This is a genomic window from Aquimarina sp. MMG016 (assembly GCF_018100805.1).
Classification (GTDB): Bacteria; Bacteroidota; Bacteroidia; order Flavobacteriales; family Flavobacteriaceae; genus Aquimarina.
Map to the genome: position 1 here is coordinate 17,727 of NZ_JAGJEA010000016.1, position 20,168 is coordinate 37,894.

19 protein-coding genes are annotated in these 20,168 nt (G+C 32.8%); 16 read left to right on the forward strand and 3 right to left on the reverse strand.

What is annotated here, in order from left to right; all coding sequences use genetic code 11:
* Nucleotides 1–43: 43 nt before the first annotated feature.
* The 3 genes from J8M14_RS20715 (at nt 44) to J8M14_RS20725 (ending at nt 3,788) form a co-directional block, all read left to right on the forward strand.
* The gene (locus tag J8M14_RS20715; protein WP_211076738.1) at nt 44–493 is read left to right on the forward strand and encodes a hypothetical protein; all 450 of its coding nucleotides are present in this window, start codon (nt 44–46) and stop codon (nt 491–493) included.
* 153 nt (nt 494–646) lie between these two features.
* Nucleotides 647–1,063 carry a hypothetical protein gene (locus J8M14_RS20720; RefSeq protein ID WP_211076739.1) on the forward strand — a complete coding sequence of 139 codons (417 nt, stop codon included), beginning with the start codon at nt 647–649 and terminating at the stop codon, nt 1,061–1,063.
* 148 nt (nt 1,064–1,211) lie between these two features.
* Nucleotides 1,212–3,788 carry an RICIN domain-containing protein gene (locus J8M14_RS20725; RefSeq protein WP_211076740.1) on the forward strand — a complete coding sequence of 859 codons (2,577 nt, stop codon included), beginning with the start codon at nt 1,212–1,214 and terminating at the stop codon, nt 3,786–3,788.
* Nucleotides 3,789–3,822: 34 nt separating this feature from the next.
* Here J8M14_RS20725 and rlmH read toward each other — a convergent pair whose 3' ends face one another.
* Complete coding sequence (gene rlmH, locus J8M14_RS20730; RefSeq protein ID WP_211076741.1) at nt 3,823–4,296, reverse strand: 23S rRNA (pseudouridine(1915)-N(3))-methyltransferase RlmH; 474 nt, start codon at nt 4,294–4,296, stop codon at nt 3,823–3,825.
* A gap of 104 nt (nt 4,297–4,400) precedes the next feature.
* On the opposite strand from rlmH, the gene nadC reads away from it, so the two are divergent.
* From nadC to priA, 7 genes are all read left to right on the forward strand, one after another.
* Entirely contained in the window at nt 4,401–5,258 is an 858-nt protein-coding gene (gene nadC / locus J8M14_RS20735) for a carboxylating nicotinate-nucleotide diphosphorylase (RefSeq protein WP_211076742.1), read from the forward strand.
* A gap of 3 nt (nt 5,259–5,261) precedes the next feature.
* On the forward strand, nt 5,262–6,182 hold the full coding sequence (locus J8M14_RS20740) for a YihY/virulence factor BrkB family protein (RefSeq protein WP_211076743.1): 921 nt from the start codon (nt 5,262–5,264) through the stop codon (nt 6,180–6,182).
* Nucleotides 6,183–6,214: 32 nt separating this feature from the next.
* Nucleotides 6,215–6,775: a chalcone isomerase family protein gene (locus J8M14_RS20745; protein WP_211076744.1), complete on the forward strand. Its 561-nt coding sequence runs from the start codon at nt 6,215–6,217 to the stop codon at nt 6,773–6,775.
* Between the two features lie 143 nt (nt 6,776–6,918).
* A complete protein-coding gene (locus J8M14_RS20750) occupies nt 6,919–7,485 on the forward strand; it encodes a chalcone isomerase family protein (RefSeq protein WP_211076745.1) in 567 nt (188 codons plus the stop codon).
* 122 nt (nt 7,486–7,607) lie between these two features.
* Nucleotides 7,608–8,033 (forward strand): DUF2147 domain-containing protein, encoded by a 426-nt coding sequence (locus J8M14_RS20755; RefSeq protein ID WP_211076746.1) that lies wholly within the window; start codon nt 7,608–7,610, stop codon nt 8,031–8,033.
* 115 nt (nt 8,034–8,148) lie between these two features.
* Entirely contained in the window at nt 8,149–8,715 is a 567-nt protein-coding gene (locus J8M14_RS20760) for a chalcone isomerase family protein (RefSeq protein WP_211076747.1), read from the forward strand.
* A 141-nt stretch (nt 8,716–8,856) separates the two neighbouring features.
* A complete protein-coding gene (priA, locus tag J8M14_RS20765; protein ID WP_211076748.1) occupies nt 8,857–11,310 on the forward strand; it encodes a primosomal protein N' in 2,454 nt (817 codons plus the stop codon).
* Nucleotides 11,311–11,363: 53 nt separating this feature from the next.
* Here the strand turns inward: priA and J8M14_RS20770 are convergent, their stop codons facing one another.
* Complete coding sequence (locus J8M14_RS20770) at nt 11,364–12,071, reverse strand: LytTR family DNA-binding domain-containing protein (protein WP_211076749.1); 708 nt, start codon at nt 12,069–12,071, stop codon at nt 11,364–11,366.
* Between the two features lie 170 nt (nt 12,072–12,241).
* Here J8M14_RS20770 and rpsF point away from each other — a divergent pair, with 170 nt between their 5' ends.
* The 5 genes from rpsF (at nt 12,242) to J8M14_RS20795 (ending at nt 17,248) form a co-directional block, all read left to right on the forward strand.
* Nucleotides 12,242–12,580: a 30S ribosomal protein S6 gene (rpsF, locus tag J8M14_RS20775; RefSeq protein ID WP_211076750.1), complete on the forward strand. Its 339-nt coding sequence runs from the start codon at nt 12,242–12,244 to the stop codon at nt 12,578–12,580.
* Complete coding sequence (rpsR, locus tag J8M14_RS20780) at nt 12,580–12,879, forward strand: 30S ribosomal protein S18 (protein ID WP_201918229.1); 300 nt, start codon at nt 12,580–12,582, stop codon at nt 12,877–12,879. The genes rpsF and rpsR overlap by 1 nt, the downstream gene beginning before the upstream one ends.
* Nucleotides 12,880–12,895: 16 nt before the next feature.
* On the forward strand, nt 12,896–13,348 hold the full coding sequence (gene rplI, locus J8M14_RS20785; protein WP_211076751.1) for a 50S ribosomal protein L9: 453 nt from the start codon (nt 12,896–12,898) through the stop codon (nt 13,346–13,348).
* Nucleotides 13,349–13,459: 111 nt separating this feature from the next.
* Complete coding sequence (locus J8M14_RS20790; protein ID WP_211076752.1) at nt 13,460–16,663, forward strand: TonB-dependent receptor; 3,204 nt, start codon at nt 13,460–13,462, stop codon at nt 16,661–16,663.
* A gap of 105 nt (nt 16,664–16,768) precedes the next feature.
* A complete protein-coding gene (locus J8M14_RS20795; protein ID WP_211076753.1) occupies nt 16,769–17,248 on the forward strand; it encodes a DUF6495 family protein in 480 nt (159 codons plus the stop codon).
* 8 nt (nt 17,249–17,256) lie between these two features.
* Here the strand turns inward: J8M14_RS20795 and J8M14_RS20800 are convergent, their stop codons facing one another.
* Nucleotides 17,257–18,498, reverse strand: coding sequence for an ABC transporter permease (locus tag J8M14_RS20800; protein WP_211076754.1), 1,242 nt, complete (start codon nt 18,496–18,498; stop codon nt 17,257–17,259).
* A gap of 217 nt (nt 18,499–18,715) precedes the next feature.
* Here J8M14_RS20800 and hisS point away from each other — a divergent pair, with 217 nt between their 5' ends.
* Entirely contained in the window at nt 18,716–20,083 is a 1,368-nt protein-coding gene (gene hisS, locus J8M14_RS20805) for a histidine--tRNA ligase (RefSeq protein ID WP_211076755.1), read from the forward strand.
* Nucleotides 20,084–20,168: the final 85 nt, after the last annotated feature.

The window sequence follows — 20,168 nt, forward strand, 5'->3', positions numbered from 1 at the left end:
ATCATCAATCTGTCCACTTCAGGTGGATCAAAAATCAAATATCATGAAAACATTAGTATTAATTATAGTTAGCCTTATATTAGGTTTACTATCTACAAAAGCGCAAACCAGTACAACCAGTTCATCTAAATCGTCTACTAGAGTAAGTGTTAGTATTGATGAGGATACAGAGAAAGAAAGCTATTACCGAACTTTTGCAATCCTGGATATGGACGATGATTTTAGAATCAAGGTTCGTTTTATGGAATATATGCAAAATGATGTGAAATCATATCTTGTCGATCAATTCGGAAAAGAAAATATGACTATCGATTCCGGAGCTTATTTATGGAGCAAAGAAATCGACGATGAGGAGTTGTATGAAGTAAAGCTCAAAGGAAATCGATTAAGAATTAATCTGGACAAAGAGCTGGCTTCAGAAAAGCAAATCAAAAGATTCGAACAGATGGGTAAAGAGCTCAAATCATTAACATCAAAATCGGATCAACAATAAATCATTTATTTATCATCAATCATTAATCTGTCCGCCTGAGGCGGATCAAAAATCGAACATTATGAAATGAGCCATAGTGAGTGTATTGGTATGTACCGATATGTCATATGGTGAATTCCATCTTACCATTAAAAAAACAATAAATTTAAAAAGATGAAAACAATCATTTGTGCACTATGCTTAGTGTTAGCAGTTTCAGTTGGAAATGCTCAGAAATCGTCAAATTCCAAAGTATCCATTAGCTATTCTAGCGATGAACCAGGAGACAAGAACTATAAGGTAAATATCTCTATATCCAACAATGATGATTTATATACATTGAATGCCAGTTTTCCTAATTCAAAAACTGAAAAATTAAAAAGATTTCTTAATGATCATTTAGATGCCAAAATGACTAAAAAAGGTAATACATACCAATGGGATTATCTTAATGAAGGAGAAATTGGATATAATGTAAAACTAAAAAAAGGGAAGTTAAATGTTTTTATGGATAAAGAATATGTTTCTATAGATCTGGTAGAAGATTTTATTGACATGTTTAGCGACTTAAAAGAAATCGTAAAAGAATAAATAACTATTAGAATTTTTGATTTTTCAAAAAGCACAGAATTATAACTATGTAATTCTGTGCTTTTTATTTTGATAATAATTTAAAGGTAAAAACTAAAATATTCCAATAAATATTCGTTACATATAGACTAACACAAATCTCAACAAAATGAAAAATTTTATGCTTTTCGTTTTTGTGGTTTTTTGCACACAAATCTATGGGCAACGATCACAAAAACCTTGGACAAACAGTCCCAACTACAAACAAGATCTTATTGAAGCTCAGAAAGAAAGCTTAAATTTGAAACACCTTGCCAAGTATTTCGAAAAAACGAACCAAAACAATAATATGGATGTGAAAAATGCAGAAAAACAATCTTCTTTATCTGGAGGTATTTCGTTCGTTAATGGACTAAATCTGGCATGGATTCAGTACGGTAGAGATGTTGGTGTGGATCCGTTTTTTTCCAGTAATCAGTATCACCCAGAATTGAATAAGTTCGGTGAGGCCATGGATTTTGTAAAGAATCAAGGCGGAAATGTTATTAGATGGTGGTATCATACTAATGGTTCTACAAACCCGGTTTTTGATAATAATCAAACAGTAAAGCCAAACCCATCTTTCTTTCATGAAGATGTGAAAAATATTTTGGATCTAGCTAAGACTAAAGGACTTAAAGTACAGATTTGTCTTTGGTCATTCGATATGCTTAAGGATCAATGGGGAGTAGATGCTTCTGCTAATAAGAAGTTGCTCACTCAGGATTATTATATGAATGCTTATATCAATAACGCTTTACTTCCTTTGGTTAACTTTATAGGTGATCATCCGGCATTGTTTGCTTGGGAAATTTTTAATGAACCAGAAGGGATGACTAATCAATATGCTGGTCATTGGGATGGATTTAAAGAAAGAATTACCATGTCTGATGTCCAGAAATTCGTAAATAGAACAGCTGGGGCGATCAGAAGAGCACAGCCTAATGTAAAAATAACCAATGGAGCTTTGGGTTTTTTAACTAATGTAGAAGATGCAGATAACGGATTCTGGAATGCATATTCTGATGCTAATCTAAAGTTTCAAGGAAATGATAATCAAGGATATCTCGATTTTTATAACATACATTACTATAAATGGGCTCGTTCCAAGGGATCACCTTTTCATAACAGGTATGATGTGAATAAGGTTGATAAAGAAGCAATTATAGGAGAGTATTATCCAGATGATTTGTTTTTTGGTCAACAGGGAGGAGACAACGATCATAATTTATCAACTATACGTGCAGAGAATTTAGGGACAGCTATACAAAATAATAATTGGGCAGGAACATTGGTATGGTCCTGGACAGATAGAAGTTCATCTAATGAAAGAAACAGAATTGCTGCTATTATTAAAAATGTAAGTGATAATGATACAGGTGGAGATCCCGGAGTTATAGAGGAGGTTTCGTTTAATAATGCACTAACAACAATAGTGTCTAAAGATTCATATACTTTTGATATTAACTATTCCGCAAAAACAGATCGAGAAATTGTAGTAGAGTTTTGGGCATCAGATCGATGGTTAGGAGAACAAATGGAACCTGTTTCTTCTGGTACCGGAATAAAAAGTATTACCGTAAATCTACCCAATGCTCCGCAACTGGGTTCAGGATATTTTTATAAAGTTTATATCAGACCGGTTGGCACTACTTGGCAAGAAGCTATTTATAGAACAGAATTTACAGGTGTTACTGTAATTACAGATATAAATGATGAAGTAGCTTTTGTAAATCCGGATTCAAGTATTGAACCTAAAACATCGTATACTTTTAATGTCGATTATTCCGCAAAAACAGATCGAGAAATTGTAGTAGAGTTTTGGGCACCTGATAGATGGTTAGGAGAACAAATGGAACGCGTTTCTTCTGGTACAGGAACAAAAAATGTTACGGTAAATCTGGCGAATCCTCCACAACCGGGGTCAGGATATTTTTATAAAGTATATATTAGACCAATAGGTACTACTTGGCAAGATGCGATTACCAGAGATGAGTTTACCGGCGTTACTGTATTAAACGATCAATTAATTACTGATGGAACATACTATATTACCTCTACCCAATCTAATCAGCGTATTATCTCCAGATGGAGAGAAGGACATAGCGCTAAAATGCGTAACCCAAGAAATAATACTGATCAAAGATGGGTGTTCAATCATTTAGGTGACAATGTCTATACTATAAAGAATAGGAGTACTAATAGGTATTTAGAAGTGCGTAATGCCAATTGTAGTAATAGAGCAGATGTAATGTCTTGGTATAGCGCTAATGATGATCATCAAAAGTGGAAAATAATGATTAACGAGAGTAGTTTTACGATTTTACCTATACATTGTCAACAAAAAGCATTGGATAGAGACGGAGGATTAATAAATGCTAATGTACAGTTATGGGATTTTAATAGTTCAAATAACAATCAGAAGTGGAATATAATACCTTATACAAGTAGTAGAATAAGATTTTCTAAATCTGATAAACACGAAGCAGGAGAAATCCTAATGTACCCTAACCCTGCAGGAGAGTCAGTATATTTATCCGGATTAGATGCAGGCGATAAAATCAAGCTATATGATTTACTTGGAAAAATGATAAAAGAATTTGTTGCAGGACAACATAAAGAAATGTTATTAATATCTGATTTAGAACCCGGCTATTACAATATTTTGATCGAAGGTAAAGGGCAAGTTAGATTACTAAAAGAATAATTAAAAAATAATATATACTAAAAAAAATGAGTCTTTATCGATGATGATAAGGCTCATTTTTTAATATCGTATACCCTCTATACAACTGTTCGATAAAGAATAAACGTATCATTTGATGGGAAAAAGTCATTTTTGATAAAGAAATTTTTCCGTTAGCTCTATTATAAACCTCAGGACTAAAGCCATAGGGCCCACCAATAACAAAGATCAATTGCTTGATACCACTATTCATATACTTTTGTAATACTTCAGAAAAAGCAACAGAATCGTATTGTTTTCCATTTTCATCCAGTAAAATTAAGGTATCAGATGTCGTGATTTTATCCAGAATCAATTTTCCTTCTTTTTCCTTTTGCTGAGATTCGCTAAGGTTTTTTACTTTTTTTAAATCTGGTATGATGTCAAAATCAAATTTGATATAAAAGCCTAACCTTTTAATATAAACACTGGTAAGGCCTTCTAGTTGTTTATTATCTGTTTTGCCTATAGCAATGAGCTTTATGTTCATTTTTAGGGTTTTACGTCGTATGTTAAAATTTTATTTACAGGACTTATGTCTCTTGCTTCGTACTTACGACTTCTTTTTTTACATTAGCAAAAATAACATTCCAAATGATTAGTGAAACTCAATTTAATAAAGAAATTGATCTTATTATAGCTAATGCTATTAGAGAAGATGTAGGAGATGGAGATCATAGTTCTCTTGCTTGTATACCAAAATCTGTTACTGGTAAAGCAAAGCTTCTGGTAAAGGATGATGGGATTTTAGCAGGAGTTGATTTTGCTAAAAAAGTATTTCATTATGTAGATCCAGATATGGAAGTTGAGGTTTTATTAGAAGATGGAACATCTGTGAAACACGGTGACATTGCTTTTTATGTTTCTGGTAGTTCACAATCTATTTTAAAAGCAGAACGACTGGTGCTTAATGCTATGCAACGTATGAGTGCGATTGCAACAAAGACTAATCAATTTGTTAAGTTACTGGAAGGAACAGGAACCAAAATTTTAGACACGCGTAAAACCACACCTGGAATCAGAGCATTAGAAAAATGGGCGGTGAAGATTGGCGGAGGAGAGAACCACAGATTTGCACTCTATGACATGGTAATGCTAAAGGATAATCACATCGATTTTGCAGGAGGAATAACAAAAGCCATAGAGAAAACCAAAAAATACCTTTCAGATAATGATCTGGATCTCAAAATTATTGTAGAAGCCCGTGATCTTGATGAAATACAAGAAATTCTAAAAACCCCTGGAGTGTATAGAATTCTCATAGATAATTTTGATTATGACAATACCCGAAAAGCTGTAGAACTTATTGGCGATACCTGCTTAACAGAATCTAGTGGTGGAATTAACGAAAAAACAGTTCGCAAATATGCAGAATGTGGTGTTGACTATATCAGCAGTGGTGCATTGACACATTCTGTATATAACTTAGATTTGAGCCTGAAAGCAGTATAATATATGTCAAAATCGATCGAAGATAAGCTGCATAAAATTCCTGTAATCAATATTCTGGTTAAAATCTTAAAAAAGATTATTCTTCCGGGTTTTGAAGGTTTATCTGTGTATGATTTGATTGAGATATATACTTTAGGTATAGTTAAAGGAACTTTTTCCGCCAGAGCAAGTGCAATTTCATGGAGTTTCTTTCTGTCTTTGTTTCCGTTTCTGCTGTTTCTATTGAATTTGATTCCATATGTACCTATAGAGAATTTTCAGGAAAACTTTTATCAATTTGTTATTGATGCATTACCAACACAATCTGCTGTTTTTTTTGAAGATATCTTTAAAGATATTTCTTCTAATCCACGAGGAGGTTTGTTATCTACAGTTTTTATACTTTCTTTATTTTTGATGACCAATGGAATCAATGCAGTGTTTTCTGGGTTTGAATATTCATACCATGTAACATTGAATAGAAACTTTGTAAGACAGTATATAGTGGCTTTGGGGGTTTCTTTGGTTGTGGCATCGTTATTGTTATTAACCGTAATAGTAACTCTATATTTTGCTTATTTAGTAAGTAATTTAAATGAATTAGGAGTAGTGGATGACACCGTTTTTTGGTTAACAATTGGTAAATACACACTTTTTATTATTATGATATTTGTAATAGTGGCTACCTTATTTTATTTTGGCACTTCAGAAGGTAAACAAAATAAGTTCTTTTCACCGGGAGCATTTATGACTACTTTTTTGATTATTATTACAACATATTTATTTGGGATATATATTGATAATTTTTCAAACTATAATCAATTATATGGATCAATTGGGGCAATGCTGATATTAATGCTTTATATATGGCTTAACGCAAATCTTTTATTATTAGGTTTCGAGTTAAACGCCTCTTTAAATAAACTGAGAAAAAATTTTAATTAACATACTCATAAACAATAAAATAACTTTTTAAAATGAAAAAAATTAGCGTATTATTTCTTATATTTATTAGTACATTTTCTGTAAATGCTCAAACTAAGGTTGGAGATGCCACTTTGCCTAATACTGTTACTTTTGGTGGTGAAAGCTTAGTAATTAATGGAGCTGGAATAAGAGAAAAATTCTTTTTTGATATTTATGCCGGAGGCTTATATCTACAAAAGAAAAGTACTAATGCAGCTTCAATTGCCAAGGCTGATGAAACGATGGCGATTAAACTGGATATTTTATCAGGAATGATGTCTAGAGAAAAAATGGCTGGAGCACTAAGAGATGGATTTAAGAAAGCCACTAACGGAAATACCGCCCCTTTAAAAGATAAGATAGAAAAATTCATAGGATTTATTAAAGATGAGATCGAAGTAGGTCAGGTATATGATATCGTTTATGAAAAAGGAAAAGGAAGTATCATTTATAAAGACGGTAAAGAAAAAGGATATATTCCTGGAATGGATTTTAAAACAGCACTATTTAATATCTGGTTGGGAAACAAACCTGCAGATAAAGGTTTAAAAAATGAAATGCTAGGTAAGTAATTAGATTAAAAGCTTGTTTTTATCGATGAAATGCTTAAATTTGACGTAATTTGTAACATATTGCTATGCAAGCATAATATTTATTATTGTGCTTGCTGCTCTTAAAACAATTTATTAACACCCCAAATAAACCATTTTATCAAATGAAAAAAATTACATTATTAGTAGTTGTGCTAATAACTATGTCTTCTGCAACTGCGCAAATTAGGGTAGGTAGTAAAGCTGTATTGCCTTATGAACAAAAATTCGAAGAAACTGAATTAAAGCTTAATGGAGCAGGGTTAAGAGAAATGTTATGGATTGATTTATATGCTGGAGGACTTTACTTACAAAACAAAAATAAAGATCCGAGATCAATTTTGGATGCAGATGAGACTATGGCTATCAAACTAAATATAGTTTCTGGATTTGTGACGCAAAAGAAAATGATTAAAGCAGTTCAGGATGGTTTCCAGAAAGCTACTTTTGGTAATACTAAAGCTTTAGACGAAAGAATAAATAAGTTCATTAAATTTTTTAATGAACCTATTGTAAAGAATGACATTTTTGATTTAGTCTATATCAAAGATGTTGGTGTTAAGGCGTTTAAAAATGATAAAGAACTTGGTGTCATTGAAGGTCGAGATTTTAAATATGCATTATTTAAAATTTGGTTGGGAGATGAACCTGCAAGCCAATCTTTAAAGAAAGGAATGCTTGGGTTACAATAAACATAAATACTATTTTAAGTATATATAGCTATCTGTTAGTTGCAGGTAGCTTTTTTTTCTTCACATCATATTTTTTATATTGAGACCGTAAAGAAAAATTATCTAAATAAAAATTGACAAATATGAATTTTTTTAAAACTCTTTTTATTGCCGTTGTGTTACTAGTGGGTATGAATGCCCAAAGTCAAGTTGTTGGAAAATGGAAAACCATTGATGACAACACGGGAGAACCAAGATCTATTGTAGAGATCTATAAAAAAGGTGATAAAGTATATGGTAAAATTAGTCGTATCCTTAATGAAGCAGAAAGAAATAAACTTTGCAAAGAATGTGAAGGAGATGATTATAATAAACCAATTGAAGGAATGGTAATCATCAAGGGGTTAGAGAAAGATGGTAGTGAATATGAAGATGGTACGATTCTAGACCCTGAAAATGGAAAAGTATATCGTTGTAAGATTTGGATTGATGAAGATGATCCTAATGTACTGAATGTAAGAGGATATATTGCTTTTTTGTTTAGAACTCAGAAGTGGCTTAAAGTTTAGTTTTTAGACGTTTAATGATTTCTTATCGTAGTCAAAAATAGTATTTTAACATTTCTTAACGTTAGGTTTTTAAAAAAAGGAGAACTAAGTCCTTGTAATCTTTAAAAATCAAACCATGAAAAAAATAATTACCCTATCTATTGTATTAGTTGTTACAACTATGGTAACGGCTCAAATCAGAGTTGGAGATGCTGTTATCCCGTATAAAGTTACTTTTGAAGGAGAAGAACTTACGCTTAATGGCGCAGGAGTGCGAAAAGTATTAGGTATAGAAACATATTCAGGAGGTTTATATACTGTAAATAAGTATAGAGACGATAGAAAAGTGTTAGACGCTGATGAGAGTATGTCTATTCGATTAGTGATTAATTCTAAAAAGGTAACAAATAAAAGAATGCAAAAAGTCTTTAGAAAAGGTTTTGACGATGCAATGTTTGGTAATACACAAAGTCTTGATGAAAGAATTGATAGTTTTCTGGAGTTATTTGCTGCACCAACCCAAATTAATGATTTTTATGACTTAGTATATATCAAAGGAAAAGGAATCCGAACCTATAAGAATGGAGAAGAAATGGGATATGTAGAAGGGCGTGATTTTAAATATGCATTATTTAAAATATGGTTAGGTAATGAACCTGCGTGTGAACTCATTAAAGGCGGAATGCTAGGATTGAGTAAATAACATCTCAGAAAAAATATAAACTCAAGCTCGATTGATTACCAATCGAGCTTTTTTATTATTGGATTTATACAAACTACTATAAGTTAAACTTGTATTTTTGTTTAGTAAACCAAACTTGTATAAGATTTACCAAATACCTGAATGGCATATTTTATAAATGTAATCCTTCCTATTCCACTTGATAAAGAATTCACTTATAGTATTAATAAAAGTGAAGCAGCTTTTCTGAAACCGGGAATGAGAGTTGCGGTTCAATTTGGTAAAAGTAAAATTTATGCAGCTTTAGTTGTTGCTGTTCATCAAAATCCACCGCAGGTATATGAAGCCAAAGAGATCGAACATATTCTGGATGAGTCTCCAATAGTAACAAAACATCAATTGCAACTCTGGTCTTGGATCGCTGACTATTATATGTGTACAAGAGGAGAAGTAATGCGTGCAGCCTTGCCCAGCGCATTTTTGCTAGAGAGTGAAACTATTATTCTTAAAAATGATCAAGTTTCTATAGATGATTCACTGCTTAAAGACGATGAGTTTTTGATTTACGAAGCATTACAACATCAAAGCTTACTTCGTATTCAGGAAGTAATGAATATAGTAAGTAAGAAAAATGTGCTTCCTGTAATAAAACGACTTCTGGAAAAAGAAATAATCACCGTTCAGGAAGAAATATATGAACAGTATAAACCCAAAGTAGTTCGATATATCAAATTGCATCCGGATTATATCGCAGAAGAAGCTTTGCGAGCTCTATTAGATTCAATGACTAGAGCTCCAAAACAACGTGAAGTTTTATTACATCTCTTTACTTTACAAGCTCAGACGACAAAACCCATCAAGGCAACTGAACTAACTAAAGTATCTAATAGTAATTCTTCAGTAATAAAAAGTTTAGTAGATAAGAATATTTTAGTAGAATATCATTTGCAAACGGATAGAGTTCAATATGATGGAGAACAATCTGAAGGTTCTAAGCAATTGAATGAATTTCAGGAAACTGCATTTCAAGAAATCAAAGAAATATTTACAAGGAAGGAAGTTTGTTTATTACACGGGGTTACTTCATCAGGTAAAACTGAAATTTATGTAAAATTAATAGAGGAGAATATTCAGAAAGGCAAACAAGTACTATATCTTCTACCAGAAATTGCATTAACTACTCAACTTATCACTAGATTACAACAATATTTTGGTGAAAAACTTGCTGTATATCACTCTAAATATTCAGTTAATGAAAGGGTAGAGGCCTGGAATAATGTAAAAAATAATATTTCTAAAGCAAAAGTGATTATTGGTGCTCGATCTGCGATATTTCTTCCATTTAAAGATTTAGGACTTATTATTGTTGATGAGGAACACGAAAGTACTTTTAAGCAATATGACCCTGCACCAAGATATCATGCCAGAGATACCGCTGTGGTTTTAGCAAATATATTTAAAGCAAAAGTTGTATTAGGCTCTGCTACACCTTCTTTAGAAACGTATTATAATGCTAGACAAGGAAAGTATGGATTAGTGGAACTTACTAGAAGATTTGGCAATGTATTGATGCCCGAGATTAACTTGGTAGACATTAAGACCAAGTATAAGAAGAAAGAAATGACAGGTCATTTTAGTGATACGTTGTTAGAAAGTATCCAGGAAGCACTAAAAGAAAACGAGCAAGTTATCCTTTTTCAGAATAGAAGAGGATATTCACCTGTGGTAGAGTGTAATACTTGCGGACATTCACCCCAATGTTCTAATTGTGATGTAAGCCTTACTTATCATAATCATAGAAATCAACTACGTTGTCACTATTGTGGTTATCATACAGCAATGTTACAACAATGTATGGCCTGTGGTAGTACAGAATTATCCACTAAAGGTTTTGGTACTGAACAAATAGAAAAAGAACTACAAGAACTTCTTCCGGATCATAATATTGGTAGAATGGATCAAGATACTACTAGAGGAAAACATGGGTACGAGAAAATAATTAATAAATTCGAACAAGGAGAGATTGATATCCTTGTTGGCACACAAATGCTGACTAAGGGATTGGATTTTAGAAATGTAAGTTTAGTAGGTGTAATGAATGCAGATAACTTATTGAACTTTCCTGATTTTAGAGCTCATGAGCGAAGTTTTCAATTAATACAACAAGTTTCTGGTAGATCAGGCCGAACGAGTAAGAGAGGTAAAGTACTAATTCAAACCTATAATCCTTTTCATCAAATTCTTCAACAGGTATCTATTAATGATTACTCCTCAATGTATAAAGACCAAATAGAGGAGAGGCATCAATATAAATATCCTCCATTTTATAGAATCATTAAAATTACTGGCAAGCATAAAGACTATAACAGGGTAAATGATGCTATGATGTGGTTAGCAAAATCATTGAGGAATGTTTTTAAGGAAAATGTACTCGGTCCTGAATTTCCTCCAATTGCCAGAATCAGAAATCAATACCACAAAAATATCTTGATAAAAATCCCTCAAGGACAATCACTTTCTAAAACCAAGGAGGCGATAAAAAAGATAAAGATTTCTTTTTCCAGTATAAAAGAGTTCTCTGGCGTGAGAATTATAATTAATGTAGATAATTACTAAAACAAAAAATCCTGCTACTAGCAGGATTTTTTAAACTTTATAAAATTAACCGATTAGTTGTTTAAAGCTTCGATTAAAGAATGTTTTTTATGTCTACTAAGCGGGATCTTTTCATCTGCAATTTCGATATTTCTACTATTATAGCGCTCTACTTTATCAAGGTTAACGATATAAGATTTATGAATTCTTAAGAAACGATCACTTGGTAGTTCTGCTTCAAAAGATTTCATAGTAGCTAGAACAACGATAGGATCACCATCTTCCATAATTAATTTTACATAATCTCCTAACGCTTCAACATATTTAAGCTGGCTTAAAAATATTTTACGTTTTTTAAGATTACTTTTTACAAAAATATAATCATCATCTTCAATCGCACTACTTTCAGATCCCAGACGGGACATACTTAGTGCTTTTTCCACAGCAGCATTAAAACGATCTTTCTTTAAGGGTTTTCTAAGATAGTCAACGGCATCATAGTCAAAAGCCTTAAAAGCATATTTTGTTTTTCCGGTAACGAAAATAATATGAGGCTTGTTTTCCAGATCATCTAGTAAGTCAAAACCAGTAAGGATTGGCATCTCGATATCCAGAAATAGTAAGTCTACCTGCGTATCCAATAATCCGTTTTTAGTTTCAATAGCATTGTTCCACTCAGCCACTAATTCTAGCGAAGAATGTTCATCTATTAGTTTTACTATAGCTAGTCTTTGGAGGCGGGAGTCATCTACTACCGCGCATTTTAATTGAGGTTGTTCCACACTTGCTTAAGTTAATATTCAAATACAATATTACTGAATATATATTATTTCCGCAAACATTTTACGCTTTTTATCGATTAAAATCGTGTTTCGTCGAAGTGAAATATAGTTTGAAAATCCAAAAAATAATCTTACTTTTGCACCCAATTTTAATTAAAAATAGATTTTTTATGAATCATTATGAAACTGTTTTCATCTTGAATCCCGTTTTATCTGAAGACCAGATAAAGGAAACAGTTAAGAAATACGAAGACATTCTTGTTTCTAACGGTGCCAAGATGATATCTAAAGAGGATTGGGGGCTTAAGAAGCTTGCTTATGCAATCCAACACAAGAAAAGTGGTTTTTATCACTTATTTGAGTACCAGGTAGCTGGTGAAGCTATTAACCCATTAGAGGTTGAGTTTAGAAGAGATGAGCGAATTATGCGTTATCTTACTGTACGTCTAGATAAGCACGCTATTGCTTGGGCAGAAAAAAGAAGAACTAGAAACAAACAAAAAGCTTAATTATGTCATCTATAGAACAACAAGCTAAAGGAAAAAAAGACGGAGAGATCAGATATCTTACTCCTCTTAATATAGATACTACAAAAAATAAGAAGTATTGTCGTTTCAAAAAATCTGGTATCAAGTATATTGATTATAAAGATCCAGATTTCTTAATGGCATTTGTAAACGAGCAAGGTAAATTATTACCACGTCGTCTTACTGGAACTTCATTAAAATATCAACGTAAAGTAAGTGTTGCTGTAAAAAGAGCTAGACACTTAGCATTAATGCCATACGTTGGTGATTTATTAAAATAAAATTCGTCATAACATTATGGAACTTATATTAAAGAAAGACGTTGAGAATCTAGGATTCGCAGACGATGTAGTACAAGTGAAGAACGGTTATGGACGTAACTTTTTGATTCCTGGAGGTTTTGCTGTATTGGCAACTCCATCTGCAAAGAAAGTATTGGCTGAAACCTTAAAGCAACGTGCTTTTAAAGAAAAGAAGGAAATCGAAGATGCTGAAAAAGTAGCTAAGAAACTTGGTGGATTAGAAATCAAGATTGCTGCAAAAGTAGGAACCGGTGATAAGTTATTTGGTTCTGTTTCTAATGCAGATGTATCTGAGGCTTTTGCTAAAGAAGGTGTAGAAATAGAGAAGAAATTTATAACTGTACCTGGTGGAACAATCAAGCGTTTAGGTCAGTATGAAGCTTCTGTTCGTCTTCATAGAGCAGTAATTACACCAGTAACTTTTGAAGTAGTTGCTCAAGCTAAGTAATTTGATTTTTCAAATCAGTTAATAACTGGTTTATAAGAATATAGAAAACCGCTCATCTGAGCGGTTTTTTTTGTGTAAATTTCTATTATTCACACAAAAGTTCTACAATCAATGAAAAAAGTTTTCTTCACACTAATTATTGCATTAATCGGAACTACAGTTAATGCACAGGTAACTACTGCTAATATTTCAGGTGTAGTTTATGATAATACCAATCAATTATTGCCAGGAGCTAATATAACTGCAGTTCATACTCCTACAGGCACTAACTATGGCGGAACAACAAATTTTGATGGACGATTTGACTTGATTAACCTTAGAGTTGGTGGTCCATATCGTATAACAATTAGTTATGTAGGTTTTAAGAAAAAACTCTTTGATGATGTATACCTTCAATTAGGACAAACTTATAATGTCGATGTTGTAATGATAGAAGATGATAATCAATTAGAGGAGGTGGTAATAACTTCGAACAAAAACTCAACTTTCAGTAGTGAAAGAACTGGGGCTGAAACTAGTATTGGTAATAGAGAGTTAAAATCATTGCCAACTATTACACGTTCTGCAGCAGATTTTTATCGATTAGAACCTACTGCATCCAGTAACGGTTCTTTTGGTGGAAGAAATGATCAGTTTAATAACTTCAGTTTGGATGGTTCTATTTTTAATAACCCATTTGGATTAGATGCAGCTACTCCCGGGGGGCAAACCAATGCCCAGCCTATTTCTCTGGATGCTATTGATCAGATACAGGTGTCCACAGCTCCTTATGATGTAACTCAGGCAGGATTTACTGGAGCTTCAGTAAATGCAGTAACCAAGAGTGGTACTAATCAATGGAAAGGTACTGTATACGGATTTTATCGTAATCAAGATATGACAGGTGATAAAGTAGGGGATGATGATATTATTGTACCTGATCTTACTCAAGCGCAATATGGATTAAGTATTGGAGGGCCTATAATAAAAAACAAACTTTTTGTCTTTGGTAATTTCGAAAGAGATGATAGAGAAGATTTAGGGTCAAATTTTTTGGCAGCTAGACCTGGGTTAACTGGAGCAAATGTGTCTCGTGTTTCTGCAGAAGACTTACAGTACGTTTCAGATCAATTAGCAATATTAGGGTATCAAACAGGTCCATTCGAAGGGTATACCCATGATACGGAATCCACTAAAGGTATATTGAAGTTGGATTGGAATATTAGTGATAATCATAGAATGGCTTTGATTTATAACTTTTTAGATGCATCAAGAGATTTACCCGCTAATCCTGAAGCTATTGGTAGAAGAGGACCTGATTTAACGACATTGCAATTTAGAAATGCTGGTTATAGAATTAATAACAAGATTAATTCATTTTTGGTAGAATTAAACTCCAATTTTGCAGGAAATATTTCTAATAAATTTCAAGCGGGATACACATTTTTTGATGATAGTAGAGATCCTTTCTCTGCACCTGCTCCGCCAATTAATATTCAACAAGATGGAGTACGATATATTGTTGCAGGTCATGAACCTTTTTCAATCAATAATCGATTGGAACAAAAAGTGTATCAGGTAACTAATAATTTGAATATTGTAACTGGTAAACATACTATTACCTTAGGAGGTAGTTTTGAAAGGTTTGAATTTGACAATTCATTTAACCTTGGTGTATATACTTATTTTAATGCTGATGGTGGAGTTGGTACTTTTGCACCTGATTTTGATAGTGTAAGAATAACACCTGGTTCTACAAATAGTTTTGAGGAAGCAATCAATAACGGACTTATTGCAGAAGCTTTAGCTAATGCTCAAAGTGTTTTTGACACTAATAATGCTACTGATAATTGGGCGCTGGCAGAAACCAATGTTGGACAGTTAGCTTTTTATGCCCAGGATAAGTGGAAAATTAGTGATAAACTAACTGTAACTTATGGTGTAAGGGTTGATCAACCGCTATTTTTTGATACAGAAGATAAAATCGCAGAGAATATTGAAAGAGCAGCAGGAGGAACATTTCCTGATGGAAATTATCAACCAGGAATTACCTATTTTGATGAAAATGGAACCCCAACACAACTTAATAGTTTAGATCTTCCTTCTAGAAAATTATTAATATCACCAAGATTAGGTTTTAACTATGACGTAAAAGGCGATAAGTCATTCCAGATACGTGGTGGAACGGGTATTTTCACCGGGCGTTTACCGTTTGTATGGATCGGAAACCAGGTAGCTAATCCCAATTTCTTTTTCTACACAACTTCAGCTCCTGATTTTCAGTTCCCTCAAGTGTTTAGAAACAGTTTAGGTGTTGATTATAAATTTAAAAATGGAATTATTGCTTCGACAGATATAATTTATACTGAAGATATCAATGCACAAATGGTAAGAAATTATGGATTGCGTACACCAAGCGGGATATTAAATGGAGCTGACGATAGGCCTATTTATTTGGCTTCTGATAGAGCGTTAAATGAGTTTGGAGGCCCAACAAATGCATATGTTTTTACGAATACTAATGTTGGACATTCGTTTAACTGGTCTTTCAAACTGCAAAAAAGCTTTAATAATGGATTATTTGCCAGTATTGCCTATAACTATTTAGAGGCAGAAGATGCAAGTTCTCTTGATGCAGAAATATCGAGTGATGCTTATGATAGAAACCCGGCTTTTGGTAATGTTAATCAAGCAGTGAGTACAGCTTCGAGATATGGAGATAAGCATAGAATTGTTGGGCAACTCAATAAGTCTTTTAGTTATGGTAAAAACAAACAGTGGAGAACATCTGTTGGAGCTTTTTATGAGTATGCACAAGGCGGTAGGTTTTCATATACATATTCAGGGGATATAAACAATGATGGATCCGTATTAAACGATTTAATTTATATTCCTACAACGGATGAGTTAGCAACCTATAATTTTACAGGAACGCCTACAGAACAAGCAGATCAGAGAGCAGCTTTTGAAGCTTATATTCAACAAGATGAATATTTAAGAGATAGAAGAGGAAGTTATGCTGAGAAATATGCGATATTGAGTCCTTGGAGAGGCCGTTGGGATGTTAAATTCCTTCAGGATTATGATTTTCAAATAGGAGAGAGCACCAATACCATACAATTGAGTATAGATATTCTTAATTTTGGTAACCTATTAAGTTCTGATTGGGGAGTTATTGAGCTTCCTGTAAATGATCAACCCATTGGAGTTACTGTAGATGCTACTAACACGCCTATTTATAGTTTTGATACATCCCAGACTAAAACTTTTGGTAATGATTTTAGTTTAGATTCCAGATGGCAAGCACAGGTTGGACTACGATATATTTTTAATTAAGTGAAAACTTAGGCTAATTCAATTTTTGAATTTCATTAAAAATCAGTTCTCAACCTTATGAGAACTGATTTTTTATTACTTATTTTTGCACTCAATTTTGAAAAAATGAAGTACGCAAGACTTACAAAAGAACAGTTAGAAGAATTACATCAGGAATTTATTAATTTTTTGGCTACTCAGTCTATTACAGCAGATGAATGGGAAGATATTAAAACCAATAAACCTGAAGTAGCAGAGGAGGAAATAGATGTGTTTAGTGATTTGGTATGGGAAGGTGTCTTGACAAAGGCTAAATACTTAGAACATTTTTCTAAAGATCAGATTCATCTTTTTGAACTAGAAGAAACCCAAATGCGTTTGATTGCTATTAAGGTTAATAATGATACAATTGATATTACTACTCGTGAGGGTTATGATTGGTTGCGTAATAATCTAATGAACGAAGCTGTGGAGTTTTATAATGCTTCTAAGGAGTATAGCGATGATAAGAATTTAGACAGATTCAAAATAATTCAGCAAGGAGCCAATATTACAAAAGGTGAATTATATCAATATTTTTCGGATTTGATTGAGTTAAAAGAGTAAAAACTAAATTATTCGTAGCGTAAAGATTCAATTGGATCTTGTTTTGCTGCTTTAATTGCAGGGTATAATCCTGAGACTACTGCAATGACAAACGAAATAGTAGTTGCAGATATCATGGCAAGCCAGGGTGTAGTGAATCTAAATTCAATAAAAGAAGCAATTCCTCCACCAATTAAGACTCCTAGAATAATACCTAAAAAACCGCCAAACTGACCTATAAGAATGGTTTCCATAAAGAATTGACCGGCAATGGTACGTTTTTTAGCACCTAACGCTTTTCGAACTCCAATTTCACGTGTTCTTTCAGTTACAGAAACTAACATAATATTCATTAATGCTATCGAAGACCCAAAAATGGTGATAATACTGATAATCCATGCAGCATAATATAGGTAAGAAGTGATACTAGAGATCCGGTTTAATAAATCATCACTTCTTTCAATTCCAAAATCATTTTCTTCTACAGGGTTTAATCCGCGAATATTTCTAAAGGTTATAATAGCTTCATCCTGAGCTCCTTCTAGAAACTGTTTATCATCCACTTTTACACTAATATTATAATTAATATTGGGTAAAGTATAAATTGATCTGGCAACTTGTAAAGGAATTAACACTCTTAGATCCTGATTGTTTCTAAAAGTAGCACCTTTACTTTTTAAGATGCCAATGACCTTAAATTTTACACCTCGGATACTAATTGTTTTATTTATAGGGTTGGTATCTTTAAAAATATTTTTTGTAAAATCAGATCCGATAAGACATACGTTATTATTATTCTCTATGTCAAAAAAAGTAAAGTTTCTTCCTCTGTCGATTTCAGTACCAGTATTATCAAGATAATTTTCATTAATACCTAATACGGATACCTCTGGATCTGTTTTTTCATTTTCATATTTCACTTCTGCTCCCTGGGTACCAGTAAAAGATATGGATGTTTTAGAAGAAGGGAACTGAAATTTATCTTTAAACTGTCTTACATTACGATAGCTGATAATCGGATTAATTTTTTCACGTTCGCCACTACCACCTCTTCTAGTAGTGAATTCATAACGTTGGATATTAAAGGTATTCGCACCCATAGAAGCAAAATCACCTGATATAGTGTTTTCTAAAGCTCCTACCAATGTAAGTATCCCAACCAAAGCTGTGATACCGATAGCAATAATTAAAACGGTAAGAATAGTACGCAATTTTTGCCCTTTGATAGAATCTAAAGCAATACGAATATTCTCCCTAAACAATGAAAACATGATGAGTTATATTAACCGGTTTGTATGATAAGACTACTAAACGGCTTTAAAGTTACTCTAAAAAACTAATTTTTATTCTTCTGCTCAAAACTCTTTGTGTTTTTATCCTAAAATTTTATCCATTTTTAGATATTTGCAGCTCATTAGTTCAAAGTTTCTGGTTTTTGACTTAAAGTTTTAAAGCCTGACAATTAACATCTGAAACAAAGATTAAAGAATGGCACAAAAACCATCCATACCAAAGGGAACCCGTGACTTTTCGCCCATAGAAGTGGCTAAGAGAAGTTATATCATGAATACAATTAAAGAACAATTTCAGTTGTTCGGATTTCAACCTATAGAAACACCTAGTTTTGAGAATAGCGAAACTCTAATGGGTAAATATGGAGAAGAAGGAGATCGATTGATTTTTAAGATATTAAATAGTGGTGATTTTCTAAATAAAGTAGATGATGCGCTTTATTCTAGTAAGAATAGTGTAAAGCTTACTTCCAGGATTAGCGAAAAAGCACTTCGTTATGATCTTACAGTTCCTTTTGCCAGATATGTGGTACAACACCAGAATGATATTGATTTTCCTTTTAAGAGATTTCAAATTCAACCGGTTTGGAGAGCAGATCGCCCTCAGAAAGGAAGATTTAGAGAGTTTTATCAATGCGATGCGGATGTAGTAGGAAGTAAATCCTTATGGCAAGAGGTAGAATTTATACAGTTATATGATAAAGTATTTACCAAACTAGGTTTGGAAGGGGTAACTATCAAAATCAATAACCGCAAAATCCTATCTGGAATTGCAGAAGTGATTGGTGCTAGTGATAAGCTTATCGATTTTACGGTCGCATTGGATAAATTGGATAAAATTGGAGAAGATGGGGTGAAAAAAGAAATGTTGGCTAAAGGTATTTCTGAAGATGCTATCGAAAAAGTAAAGCCGTTATTTAATTTTATTGGTAGTACCTCAGAGAAATTAGATAAACTTAAAAGCTTATTGGCTACTTCTGAAGAAGGAATGCAGGGAGTCGAAGAATTACAGTTTATTCTGGATACTATAAAAGAATTACCACTATCGACAGCACAATTAGATTTAAATGTTACTTTGGCTAGAGGTCTAAATTACTATACAGGCGCGATTTTTGAAGTTGCTGCTCCAGAGACTGTTAAAATGGGATCTATTGGTGGCGGTGGTCGTTATGATGATCTTACAGGTATTTTTGGGTTGAAAGATGTTAGTGGAGTAGGAATATCCTTTGGGTTAGATAGAATTTATTTAGTGTTAGAAGATTTAGGTTTATTCCCTGAAACTGTTACAGCTTCTACAAAAGTGTTATTTATCAATTTTGGCGAAGCAGAAGCATTGTACTGTCTTAAGGCAGTGCAGAAATTGCGTTTAGAAGGAATCAAAGCAGAGTTGTATCCTGATAATGCCAAAATGGCAAAACAGATGAAGTATGCTAATAAAAGAGAGATTCCTTTTGTAGTCCTAGCTGGTACTTCAGAAATTGAAAAAAACACATTTACAGTTAAAGACATGAGTACTGGTAATCAGGAGGAAATTAATTTTGAAAAACTTATGTCAATTTTATAATACAGAATATGTGTAATTGTGAAATAACTTAGTTAACTTTATCTTAAAATAATTGCATTAAATAATAACTACCCTAAAAATTTTA